Origin of the sequence: Vibrio neptunius, from assembly GCA_019339365.1 — a bacterium.
GTDB classification, from domain to species: domain Bacteria; phylum Pseudomonadota; class Gammaproteobacteria; order Enterobacterales; family Vibrionaceae; genus Vibrio; species Vibrio neptunius.
On the sequence record CP079860.1, the window covers coordinates 309,489 to 321,115 of the forward strand.

At 45.8% G+C, this 11,627-nt stretch carries 10 protein-coding genes and 1 pseudogene; 3 read left to right on the forward strand and 8 right to left on the reverse strand.

Going from position 1 to position 11,627, the window contains the following annotated elements; all coding sequences use genetic code 11:
- Nucleotides 1–9 precede the first annotated feature (9 nt).
- From rbsB to rbsD, 4 genes are read right to left on the reverse strand one after another with little or no spacing between them, the layout of a single operon-like run.
- Nucleotides 10–888 (reverse strand): ribose ABC transporter substrate-binding protein RbsB, encoded by an 879-nt coding sequence (gene rbsB / locus KW548_18100; GenBank protein QXX09013.1) that lies wholly within the window; start codon nucleotides 886–888, stop codon nucleotides 10–12.
- A 57-nt stretch (nucleotides 889–945) separates the two neighbouring features.
- Nucleotides 946–1,929 carry a ribose ABC transporter permease gene (gene rbsC, locus KW548_18105; protein ID QXX09014.1) on the reverse strand — a complete coding sequence of 328 codons (984 nt, stop codon included), beginning with the start codon at nucleotides 1,927–1,929 and terminating at the stop codon, nucleotides 946–948.
- Entirely contained in the window at nucleotides 1,926–3,431 is a 1,506-nt protein-coding gene (rbsA, locus tag KW548_18110; protein QXX09015.1) for a ribose ABC transporter ATP-binding protein RbsA, read from the reverse strand. The genes rbsC and rbsA overlap by 4 nt, the downstream gene beginning before the upstream one ends.
- 24 nt (nucleotides 3,432–3,455) lie before the next feature.
- Nucleotides 3,456–3,875 carry a D-ribose pyranase gene (gene rbsD / locus KW548_18115; GenBank protein QXX09016.1) on the reverse strand — a complete coding sequence of 140 codons (420 nt, stop codon included), beginning with the start codon at nucleotides 3,873–3,875 and terminating at the stop codon, nucleotides 3,456–3,458.
- A 307-nt stretch (nucleotides 3,876–4,182) separates the two neighbouring features.
- On the opposite strand from rbsD, the gene KW548_18120 reads away from it, so the two are divergent.
- Nucleotides 4,183–4,446 (forward strand): DUF3012 domain-containing protein, encoded by a 264-nt coding sequence (locus KW548_18120; GenBank protein QXX09017.1) that lies wholly within the window; start codon nucleotides 4,183–4,185, stop codon nucleotides 4,444–4,446.
- Between the two features lie 177 nt (nucleotides 4,447–4,623).
- Complete coding sequence (locus tag KW548_18125) at nucleotides 4,624–5,085, forward strand: RDD family protein (GenBank protein QXX09018.1); 462 nt, start codon at nucleotides 4,624–4,626, stop codon at nucleotides 5,083–5,085.
- Nucleotides 5,086–5,119: 34 nt separating this feature from the next.
- Here KW548_18125 and KW548_18130 read toward each other — a convergent pair whose 3' ends face one another.
- Together KW548_18130 and KW548_18135 are read right to left on the reverse strand one after the other, a co-directional pair.
- Complete coding sequence (locus KW548_18130; protein QXX09019.1) at nucleotides 5,120–6,469, reverse strand: UDP-glucose/GDP-mannose dehydrogenase family protein; 1,350 nt, start codon at nucleotides 6,467–6,469, stop codon at nucleotides 5,120–5,122.
- Nucleotides 6,470–6,593: 124 nt separating this feature from the next.
- A pseudogene (locus KW548_18135) lies at nucleotides 6,594–8,873 on the reverse strand (ammonium transporter).
- A gap of 283 nt (nucleotides 8,874–9,156) precedes the next feature.
- On the opposite strand from KW548_18135, the gene KW548_18140 reads away from it, so the two are divergent.
- The gene (locus KW548_18140) at nucleotides 9,157–9,705 is read left to right on the forward strand and encodes a hypothetical protein (GenBank protein ID QXX09020.1); all 549 of its coding nucleotides are present in this window, start codon (nucleotides 9,157–9,159) and stop codon (nucleotides 9,703–9,705) included.
- Between the two features lie 32 nt (nucleotides 9,706–9,737).
- On the opposite strand, the gene KW548_18145 is transcribed toward KW548_18140, so the two are convergent.
- Both KW548_18145 and KW548_18150 read right to left on the reverse strand, forming a co-directional pair.
- Complete coding sequence (locus KW548_18145; protein ID QXX09021.1) at nucleotides 9,738–10,523, reverse strand: transporter substrate-binding domain-containing protein; 786 nt, start codon at nucleotides 10,521–10,523, stop codon at nucleotides 9,738–9,740.
- Between the two features lie 141 nt (nucleotides 10,524–10,664).
- On the reverse strand, nucleotides 10,665–11,576 hold the full coding sequence (locus tag KW548_18150; GenBank protein QXX09022.1) for a DMT family transporter: 912 nt from the start codon (nucleotides 11,574–11,576) through the stop codon (nucleotides 10,665–10,667).
- Nucleotides 11,577–11,627: the final 51 nt, after the last annotated feature.

Here is an 11,627-nt window from a genome sequence, read left to right on the forward strand (position 1 = left end):
AAATTCACATTACTTTGTGATCACTTTCAGAGGGACTGGGATGTACTCTTCAACAGACTCACCTTTCAGTACTTTGTCTGCCGTTTCGATACCTAATGAACCGATGAGATCTGGCTGCTGTGCCACTGTCGCAGCCAATTTACCGCGGTTAACGGCAGCGATACCATCATCAGTACCATCGAAACCAACAATCATCACGTCTTTGCCTGATGCTTGAACCGCGCGCAGTGCGCCTAGCGCCATTTCATCATTTTGAGCAAAAACCGCTTGTACATTTGGATTGGCAGCGAGCAAGTTTTCCATTACGTTGAGACCTTTAGTGCGGTCGAAGTCAGCCGGTTGGCTTGCTAGCAGTTCCATCTCTCCACCGTTGACGGCGTTCATGAAGCCTTCACCGCGCTCACGCGCCGCTGACGTACCTGCGATGCCTTCAAGCTGAATAACCTTCGCCTTTTCACCCACTTTTTCCATAATGAAATGACCCGCCATTTCACCACCGACTACGTTATCTGAAGCGATGTGGCTTACCACATCACCACGGCTTGCACCACGGTCTAAAGTCAGTACAGGAATATCAGAGCGGTTTGCCATGCGGATTGCATTTGAAACTGCATCAGAATCGGTTGGGTTGATCAGAATCGCTTTTACACCTCGAACTGTCAGGTCTTCGACGTTAGACAGCTCTTTACTTGGGTCATTTTGTGAGTCCAGAACAATCAGGTCATAGCCCAGCTCTTTGGCTTTTGCTTGTGCGCCATCTTTCATCGTAACGAAGAATGGGTTGTTCAGCGTCGACAGTACGATAGCGACCGTGTCTTGCGCCTGTGCTGAAATAGAAACGGTGGATGAAAGCAGTGCAGCGGAGATAAGAGTTGCGAGTTTTTTCATTGTGTTTAGTCCTTGTGTAGGGTGGCTCGGAGTACTTACCTCTAAGCCTTTTTTGAATTACTTGTTCTTGTTGTCGACCAATACCGCTAGCAGAATAACCACGGCTTTAGCGATCATCTGGTAATAAGATGACACGTCGAGCAAGTTAAGAGCGTTGTTTAGGAAGCCGATGATGAGCGCACCAATTAATGTGCCCATAATTCGACCCTTACCGCCCATCAGACTGGTACCACCGAGTACAACGGCTGCAATGGCATCCAGTTCATAGCCCATACCAGCGGTTGGCTGAGCAGAAGAAAGACGAGATGTGATAATGATGCCCGCTAGTGCAGACAGCAGACCACATATAGCGTAAACACCAATCTTAACGCGATCGACGTTGATGCCAGATAGGCGTGTCGCAGATTCATTGCCGCCTAATGCATACACATAGCGACCAAAGCGTGTGTGATTAAGCAAATACCAAGCCGCAGCGAACACGATAACCATCAACCAGACTGGAACAGGAATACCCAAAGCGTAACCTGTACCAAACCATGCGAAAGCATCAGCGGTATCGGTAAAGCCTGTCGAAATTGGACGACCATCGGTGTACACCATAGTAACACCACGTAACAAGGTCATGGTGACCAGTGTTGCGATAAATGCTTGCACCTTACCTTTGGCGATAATGATGCCGCTGATAGCACCCAGTGCTGCCCCAGCAAATAAAGCCGTTGGAACCGCGACCAAAACTGGCACTTCCAAAGCGATCAAGCTTGCCGCAAACGCACCACATAAAGCCAGAACGGAGCCAACGCTCAGATCAATACCTGCGGTTAGGATAACCAAGGTCATACCTACTGCAATAATTGCGTTTATCGACGTTTGACGCAGAATGTTAAGAATGTTGTCGACCGTAAAAAAGTTGGGGTTAAGGAACGATACAACAACAATCAGGAAGATAAGTGCAATGAGCGACTTTTGTTCAATCAGCCACTCTTTGCTGAACAGTTTTTTGCTGCCCGCTTGATTTGGTTTGCTCATGGTATTCGTACTCATGCTGCTTCCTCGTTTATTTCTTTGCCTACTGCACACGCCAACAACTTCTCCTGATCGGCGTCTTTGGCATCAAACTCACCACTAATGCGGCCTTCATGCATCACAATAATGCGGTCGCTCATTCCCAATACTTCCGGCATTTCTGAAGAGACCAGAATGATACTCATGCCTTCGGCCTTGAATTTATTGATGAGCTGGTAAATTTCTTTCTTTGCACCGACATCGACACCACGAGTGGGCTCGTCAAGGATCAGTACTTTAGGTTTAGTCATCAGACCTTTCGCTATCGCCACCTTCTGCTGGTTACCACCAGATAGATTGCCAATGATCTGATCGCGAGTTGGCGTCTTAATGTTAAAGAGTTTAATAAAGTCTTCGACGGCAACCACTTCATCGCCATGCTGAATTCGACCACCTTTGGTTAACTTATCCAGAGCGCAAAGCGACATGTTCTCTTTGACTGACAAACCCAAGACTAAGCCATCGCCCTTACGATCTTCAGAAATATAAGCAATACCGTTTGCAAGGCCATCTTGTGGACTCACAGGGTTGATGGTTTTGTTATTCAGATTGATTACGCCACGCTCACTAGGTAGAGCGCCATAGATAACTTTCATCAATTCAGTTCGACCAGCGCCCATCAAACCCGAGACACCGAGTATTTCACCGCGCTGGAGTTTAAAACTGATATCGTGAACCCCAGAGCCCGTCAATCCAATCACTTCAAGGCAAATGTCGCCATGTTGAACGTCAATGCGTGGGTATTGCTCTTCTAGCTTACGACCAACCATCATCTCGATCAGTCCATCTTCGTCGGTAGACGCTACAGAGCACTCGCCAATGAACTTTCCGTCACGGAGCACTGTGATGTCATCGCAGATTTCAAAAATCTCTTTCAGACGGTGAGAGATATAAACAATGCCGCAGCCTTGCTCACGTAATTCTCGAATCACGGCAAACAAAGACTCGGTTTCGGTATCCGTCAGTGCATCGGTCGGCTCATCCATAATGATGACTTTCGACTCAAACGACAGAGCTTTAGCAATCTCAACCATCTGCTGTTCACCGAGGCTAAGCTCGCCTAACAGTTGTTTAGCACTGTGCTTTACGTTCAGTCTTGCTAACAATTTGTCCGCTTCAGCATACATTTTGTCCCACTGAATTCGACCCATTGCGCTTGTAAACTCTCGGCCAAGGAAGATATTCTCTGCAATCGTGAGTTCCGGGATCAGGTTTAGCTCTTGGTGAATAATGCTGATTCCCGCTTGCTGCGAATCACGCGGGCCTTTAAACACTGCTGGTTGGCCTTGGTAATGAATGCTACCTGAATCTTTGCTGTAAATTCCCGTCAACACTTTCATCAAGGTTGACTTGCCCGCACCGTTTTCCCCCATCAAAGCCATCACTTTACCGGGATAAACGTTCAAACTCGCTTTATCCAAGGCTTTGACGCCGGGAAAAGCTTTCTCAATCTCACTCAGTTGTAGAATAGCTTGAGTCATAATGGGTCCTCAGTCTCAAACGGCTTAAAACACAACACCAGCTTGGAAAATCACATTGGCGTAAGGCGTACATTCACCCGTTCTCACGACGGCACGACTTTGGTGCGTGCGCGTTTTGAATTCTTCATGTGATACATAAACCACTGAAATAGTTTTTCCTGTCTGCGCTTGTTCAGCACGCAGCTCAGCAATCAAAGTTTCATGATGCGCTGGACTGACGGAGGCAAACTCTTCAGCAATGATCACTCCTTCTATTTGCGACTCCGAAAGAATCACTCGCACTGTTTCCAGAAAGCCCGGCACGCCATGAGTCAACGCGAGATCTATACGCTGTACTTGCTCGGGGATCGGTAAACCTGCATCACATATCGTGATTTCATCAGTATGGCCTAGTGTCGCCACGAGGTAAGAAAGTTCAGAGTTTATCAGGGTACTTTTTTTCATTTCATCGACCTATCGATTACACGTTCAAACTGCCTTGAGTTTCTATTTCACACCGGTCTTGCTATTAACAAAAAACTCATCGAAACGTTTCGATGAAATCATAATCGCTGACTTCAGTTTTGCGAGTCACTCATCTTTAGAGTGTGAAACGGATCCTTAATTGATGGTTTTGACAGCGCCAAAAAGTGACATCATTCACCAAATTTGATGGATTTATTCACGTATCAGGCCCTTGATTCAGCCGTAAATTACACACTTGCGACACAAATTTGGGTATAGTGGCGCAAACAAAACATTGAGAGAAACGATGAAAAAAATAGTTTTCGTTCTTGCCACAGCGATAGCACTGAGCGCGTGCCAAGAAGACATCGGCACACAGGAATGGTGTGACAATATGCAAGATAAACCGAAGAGCGAATGGAATGCTCAGGGAGCGCTCGACTTTGCCAAGCACTGTGTCTTTCAAAATACGGTCGGTAGCGAAGCTTGGTGCCAGGACTTAGCTGATAAACCGAAAGGCGACTGGACAGCCAACGAAGCTACCAGCTACGCCAAACATTGCATTCTTTAATCTCTAAGTACAACGCCACTCTTCACCTAATGGTATGATTGCCGTCATTATTTGGTTAGATTCACTGCAAAGAAAGCAATTAACCTTCAGCTTCTGATATATTGCTCTTATTACTATGCACCTCAACACAACCAAGCCTTGCGATAAAAGGGCTGCTCAACTGGCTAGAAGGTAAAAATGAACGATAAATTAACCGAGTACGCGGGCTTTTGGATCCGTTTTGCGGCGTCACTGATCGATACGGTACTGCTCTTTCTGCTCATTACGCCATTAATGCACTGGATTTATGGTGAAGTCTATTGGAACTCGGATGATTTTCTATTGGGCGGGTGGGATCTGCTCCTTAACTGGGTCTGTCCTCTAATCGCTACAGTTGCATTCTGGGTTTATCGTTCAGCAACCCCCGGAAAAATGGCTCTGAAACTCGAAGTCCTCGACGCAGATAGCGGTCATCGACTGACATTTTCAAAGTCCGTTCTTCGTTATTTCGCTTATTACGTCAGCGCCATCCCACTATGCCTTGGTTTCATTTGGATCGCTTTTAGTAGCAAAAAACAAGGCTGGCATGACTTAATTGCCAATACTGTGGTAGTTCGTAGAGTCGTTGAACACACCAAACAGGCAGAGTTTTTAGGCTAACTTGACGAGGGGCACTTTGCCCCTCTTTTACGAATTAGGTTTGGCGGCCAATAGAGTAGTACTGAATACCTTTGCTAGAAAGGCGTTCAGGCTCATACAGGTTCCGCCCATCAAAGATTACAGCCTGATTCAAGGCCTGTTTAATAAAATCAAAATCTGGCGCCTTGAAATTCTGCCATTCGGTGCAAATGATAAGCCCATCGGCCCCCCTCAATGTGGCCTCTTTCGTCCCCATCAAACACAAATCTGCACGTGGGCCATAGATTCGCTGTGCCTCTTCCATTGCTTTAGGGTCGAAAGCCTGAACCTTCGCCCCCGCTTGCCATAGGGCCTCTATCAATACACGACTGGGCGCTTCACGCATATCATCGGTACGCGGTTTAAACGCCAAGCCCCACAATGCCAACGTCTTGTTTCGCAACTGTTCTCTGCCCCCAAAATGGGTTTGCACTAAGTCATACAGTTTGTGCTTTTGATAGAAGTTGACGTTCTCGACCGCTTTCAATATTTCACTGCTGTAACCACAGCGTTCGGCGGTCTTAATCAAGGCCTGTATATCTTTAGGAAAGCATGAACCGCCATAGCCACAACCGGGGTAGATAAAGTGATAACCTATGCGCTCATCACTACCTATGCCCTTACGGACATCCTCAATATTAGCGCCAACGTGCTCAGCAATATTGGCCATTTCGTTCATGAAACTGATTTTGGTCGCCAACATACTATTTGCTGCGTATTTCGTTAGTTCCGCCGATTCAACATCCATATAAATCAGTTTTTCATGATTTCGATTGAAAGGAGCATAGAGCTCGCGTATCACATCTTTAAGCTGCTGGTAGCGCCGATGATTTTTATCCAGACCAATAACAATTCTATCCGGACGCATACAATCCACCACCGCACTACCTTCTTTGAGAAACTCTGGATTAGACAGCACAGCAATATCAAGCGCTGGCTGTCCACGTTGAGCTAGCTGTCGTTGGATTTCACCTTCGACGGCTCGCGCTGTCCCAACAGGCACTGTGGATTTATTAACCACAATCATATCTTTGTTAATGTATTTACCTATCTCTGACGCGACCGCGAGAACATGACGAAGATCCGCAGAGCCATCTTCGTCTTGAGGTGTACCAACTGCAATGAAAATTAATTCGACTTGATTGAGGGCCTCTTCAGCTTGTGTCATGAAAGCGAGCCGGCCTGCCAACACGTTTTCTTCCACCAGCTTTTCAAGCCCTGGTTCGTAGATGGGCACAATGCCTTTTTTCAGCTTTGCTACTCGCTCAGCATCAACATCAATGCAGCAAACGTTATGTCCTGCATCACTCAACACCGCTGCCTGGACAAGCCCGACATAACCACTACCAAAAATTGCTACATTCATCACCGCACCAGCATGTTAACTCACTGCTCCCCAGTTTCTTGGCAAAAAGTGACAAGACGCTTAAGGTTTTGCGGCAATATTTTTACACGTTATTTTGTCGCACTGGCGCTCAGTAAATACCTCGTTAAGCGTCAGCGAAAGACTCCAATGAGAGGACAAAACGAGTACCTTTGTTAATTTCACTCTGCATGTCGATCTCACCAGCAAGCTTTTTGCGTGCAGATGTTGTAAACCATATGTAAGCCTAGACCGGTACCCCCTTTGGCGCGTAACGTCGTAAAGAAAGGTTGAAAAATTTTTTTCTGATTCTCTGGCGGTATGCCTACTCCATTGTCTTCAACAATAATATCAATGCGTCCACTCGCCTCTTTGACTTTCACTACAATCACTCGTTGCGAGTGGTGGTCATCTGTGGTAAATCCATGAAGCGCGCTGTTATTGAGTAATTCTTCTATCACACATTGCAGCGAGATCGGCGGCAAAAAGACATCAAGAGACGCTTCGCACTGTATTTCCACATTGATCGATTTCTGCGTCAGCGTCTCATTCACATGCAACACTGCCTCATCCAGCATTTGCCTTAGAGCCACCCTTTTAGGTTCTTCTGATGCCATCTTCTGGTTAATTTGCTTCAATTTACTGACTATCGCGACAGAGCGTTCGATATTGTTTACCACCATTTCGACACACTCATTTGCGACCGTCAAAAATCGATTTAAATCCTCAGTGGTAATAGTCCGTTCAGAAAATTTCTTTGCGACCTCATCCAGTTTGTCGCTAAGGACAGACAAACTGGTCACTGTGATTCCGAGTGGAGTATTAAGCTCATGAGCGACACCGACGACCATCCCAGTCAGGGCCGACATTTTCTCGGCCTCCATCAATTGGTCTTGTGTACGCTTGAACTTCTCAATCAGGGCTTGAATAGAGTGCTCACTAGTTTCAATCTGTTTTGCCTGATTTTGGATTTCATCCTCAACTTCGTCGATCAAGGAACGTAAACTGACAATCATCGAATGAAGTGAGTTAGCCATGATGTCTTTGTCACTACTTGGCTTAATGTCGACGTCAACAAGATTACCTTTTGCGACGTTATGCAGAACGTCAATGTTGGATTCGAGCCTGTCCATTAAGTGATTGAAAGAAATCGCTACGTCTCCAGCTTCTGTACCCAGTTCAACAGGTACGCGTTTAGAATAATCTCCATTCCTGCTGATATTTTCAATCACTCTAAGCGTCTCCAACCAACTCATCTGAACGCCATGCTCTGTAATGTTCAGTCCAAGTTTTTCATCATCAGGGGAGACACGCTCAAGGTGAAAATACCTCAGCACTTGGAAACACATGTAAGAACTTGTACCAGACCAAAGTAAAATCGCCAATATACCTATAAGTTGCACGCCGACATCCCACACTAAGTCGCCATTCGAGGTCAAACTGAGTGTATATCCGCTATAGACACCTCCCAAAATGCCACAGAAGAGATGAACTGGAATCGCACCAACTGGGTCATCAATACGCATGGCAATCAGTGCTTTCTCACCGTAGTAAACGGTAAATGATGCCAATACCCCAAGTAACACAACTTCAAATGTACTGAATAGGTCTGCACCTGCCGTTACGATGACCAACCCCCTAATACGCTATTGAGTGTGACAAAAACTGGAACATGTCGAGAGCGATGAACAAGAATAAGCGTCACGAAACCCGCTACAGTGGCACACAGAAGGGTGTTAAACAGCACAACCGGAACACGTGTATCGAACTGATAGAAGCTTCCGCCATTGAAGCCCATCCAGGCAAATACCATGAGGAATACGCCTAAAGTGACCAAGGTGTGGTTATAGGAAGGGATCTCGTTCACTTCTTGTTTCGCCATGAAGCGCTCTTTACGTGGGCCGATAACCATGGTGGCCACCAAGCCACACATGCCTCCAACGACATGTACTGTCACCCCTCCAGCAAAATCATAAAAGCCTAACGTATGTAACCAAGAGTTGGGATTCCAAGTCCAGTAAGAGGCCACCGGGTAAATCAGAATGCCAATAAAAGCAGAACTGTACACATACCCACGAAAACTCATCCTTTCTGCAACACAGCCTGACACTATAGTAGCCGCCGTCGCGACAAACATAAGATTAAACATAACAACAGGCAGGTGCTCACTTCTGATTGGCAGGGTATCAAATGACAGCAGTGAACTTCCCTGAGCAAGATGGAAGCCCACCAGCACATACACGACCGACACAACAAGGAAGTCAGCCATATTCTTCATGGCAACGTTGACGGAATTCTTTGCGCGAACGCTGCCTGTTTCAACTAAAGTAAAACCAGCTTGCATAAAGAAAGCAATACACGTGCAAACCAACAACCATAGAAGAGACACAGTATCTGTCCCAGCCATACTTACCTTTTGAGTTATAATTTGCTGATTATCTGTAAGCGTAGTCGATACCTTTTAACTGTGACACACAAGAAGAGTCATTGTTAAAACGCATATTTAAGCCGTAACAGCTCTTTACCAAAAATTGACCAATAAAGTGTGGCAGCCTGTTGAAGTTTTCACTAGAATTAGTCTGTTGTGGGCCTATCCCTATCCCACTATTCCTATTTCGAAGTTCCTATTATTGAGCACTTACCTTTGAAATAGGCTTTCTCGTAACTAAAAGCAATTTGTGTATTCATTTATGGACCAAGATAAGTTTACTCATATCTATCGTTTGCCCACTGCGACTCAAATTCGCATAGCCAAATGGCAACAGACATTCAACGGTACGTCGGACTTGGTGATCCACCAGGCGATAGAAGTGCGGAATAAGCAATATCGTAAACCAAATTTCTTTCCAACAGGTTGGAGCGTGAATCTGTTCGACAAAGAAGATATTTCAATCACCAATCACGGTAAATACATCCAAACCGCGATGAGAACGATGGTAGATCGTAAAGTCTCTTACAAACGTATCTATCTTACACGTCTGCCGATTGAACAAGCTGAGCCTGCGCTAGAAAAATTCAAGCAGGAATGGATCTCAAAGCATAATCATATCGCGCGTAAATATAACCAGATAAAGAAAAAAGAGTTTCTCCGTTACGCCCGTGAAGAGGAAGAGACCCTATACCCTTCGATTCCAAAAGGTGAGTTCGATAGAGCACTTTGGAACCGACTGGTCAAATCAGAACTTGGCCCAGAGAAAAAGTTTGATAACCCATACTTTGTTAAAAAAGCCAAAGTTTAGACGCCTAAATAAGTAGCTAGAGAGCTGCTTATTTATCGTTCGTATTTATCCATAATTTCCTGATACAAGGACTTACCCGACTGACCTTGAGTACTCTTCAGCAAGTCAATACCCTTTTGAAGTTTAGCGGTCACTTCCGGTTTAACGTCCACGTTAAAGGCATAATAGACAAAACCTTCCCTCACCACATAAACCGCTTCAAACAAATCCGTATCCAGTTCAGCTTGCTTTGACCACCATATCGCAGCACGGTGAGCATAAACCAAAAGATCGATACGTTTTTTCATAAGCTGTTCTGCAAGTGTCGTTACATAATTGGCTTCTTGCATTGAGTCTCTTGGCAAGCCCATCGCCAACAGGGTTTGCTCACCGATATCATCTCTAATCACCCCGATCCGGTATTTGGCCATATCCATCGGTTTCTCAATCGTAATGCCTGCATCTTTTCGTGCCATGACAACGATTTTTATATCAGCAATAGGGCCAACCCAGTTAAACAGAGTTTCTCTGTGCTCTGAGCGTGTGGTAGAAAAGAGCACTGAGCTATCTTGCGTTAAGACAGTTCGATATGAACGTGCCCAAGGTTGTAATGTCACCTGAGAAATATCAATCTCTTCTCCAACCAACTTGCTTGCAGCAACGAGAATTTCCACCGCATAGCCCGAGATTTTATCGTCTTTCATGTAATTAGCAGGGGGATATGACTCCGTAAAGAACGACAGTTGACGCAGGTCGTCAGAGTTTCCCGCCGCAGACACCGATAAAAAAGAGAGCACCAATCCAATCAATGGTGACAGAAGAGCAGGTGTTCGCTTCATGACAAATTACCAGTTAGTGAGTTCTCTATAAACTTAGTCCACACAACGGGAGTTCTAAAGAAAAAATAGCGGATTAAAACCAAGCGCTTGTAATGCCACTCCGACAAACTGTATTCCCCCGAGAACCTGAGTACCGCGCTATTAAGAGCGACTGATCATTGGCTTGGAGCGTCGTATTCTCGTTGAGGGACCACTTGGTGCCTTAACCACCAAGTAGACAGCGGTCGCAGCGAAACCAAACCCCAGCATACCAAGACCATCAAAAGACTCACCAAAAACAAGCCACGCTTGGATTGCAGTGGTCGGAGGCACAAGATAAAAAACCGAAGCCACTTTCGACGATGCGCCATGTTCCACCATATAAAGCAATAAAAGAATCGCGACGCAGGACAGCACAACAACCAGCCAGATAAGAGTAAGTACAAACTCGACGGTCCAATCAACTTCCATTGACTCAAAATGCATCGCATAAGGCAAGAATAAGCAAGCTGCAGCCAAATACTGAACCATCGCACTGCCGACCATATCCGCACCTTGGCAAAAACGTTTTTGATATAAAGTGCCGAGAGTGATCCCGATCAGCGACAGCACACACAGAGCGATGGCGGCAAACTTATGCGCTTCCTCTTGCCATTGAGTTTTGCCAATCAAGACTAAACCAATACCGACAAACCCCAAAGCTAAGCCTACCCACTGCGACACTTTGAATTGTTCACGACTGAACACCACCAATAAGATGGCGGTTAATATCGGCTGAATGCCGACCAGAAGCGAGCTCAACCCAGCTGGCATTCCTAAATCAATCGCAATATAGGTACCACCTAGGTAGAAGCCATGAATCAAAACCCCGACCACGCAGCTATGCCAAAACAGCTTGCCTTGGGGTATCGAGCGACGCAGTAAAGCGATCAGCAATAAAAACAACCCTACATTGGCCAGCATGCGAATAGTGAGCAATGTCACGGGCTCCGTATACTGTAGACCAAACCTAGCTCCTACAAAGCCCGATGCCCAAAGCACCACAAATACAAACGGGATTAACCTCACCAACATGTCATTTCCTCTGGCTTTTTCTCTCTAATTGGCGCTACTTTAATAAGGGAC

Excerpts from the sequence above, each read along its gene's own strand:
- rbsB (QXX09013.1), bottom strand. The coding sequence starts at position 888 with ATGAAAAAACTCGCAACTCTTATCTCCGCTGCACTGCTTTCATCCACC.
- rbsC (QXX09014.1), bottom strand. The coding sequence starts at position 1,929 with ATGAGTACGAATACCATGAGCAAACCAAATCAAGCGGGCAGCAAAAAA.
- rbsA (QXX09015.1), bottom strand. The coding sequence starts at position 3,431 with ATGACTCAAGCTATTCTACAACTGAGTGAGATTGAGAAAGCTTTTCCC.
- rbsD (QXX09016.1), bottom strand. The coding sequence starts at position 3,875 with ATGAAAAAAAGTACCCTGATAAACTCTGAACTTTCTTACCTCGTGGCG.
- KW548_18120 (QXX09017.1), top strand. The coding sequence starts at position 4,183 with ATGAAAAAAATAGTTTTCGTTCTTGCCACAGCGATAGCACTGAGCGCG.
- KW548_18125 (QXX09018.1), top strand. The coding sequence starts at position 4,624 with ATGAACGATAAATTAACCGAGTACGCGGGCTTTTGGATCCGTTTTGCG.
- KW548_18130 (QXX09019.1), bottom strand. The coding sequence starts at position 6,469 with ATGAATGTAGCAATTTTTGGTAGTGGTTATGTCGGGCTTGTCCAGGCA.
- KW548_18140 (QXX09020.1), top strand. The coding sequence starts at position 9,157 with ATGGACCAAGATAAGTTTACTCATATCTATCGTTTGCCCACTGCGACT.
- KW548_18145 (QXX09021.1), bottom strand. The coding sequence starts at position 10,523 with ATGAAGCGAACACCTGCTCTTCTGTCACCATTGATTGGATTGGTGCTC.
- KW548_18150 (QXX09022.1), bottom strand. The coding sequence starts at position 11,576 with ATGTTGGTGAGGTTAATCCCGTTTGTATTTGTGGTGCTTTGGGCATCG.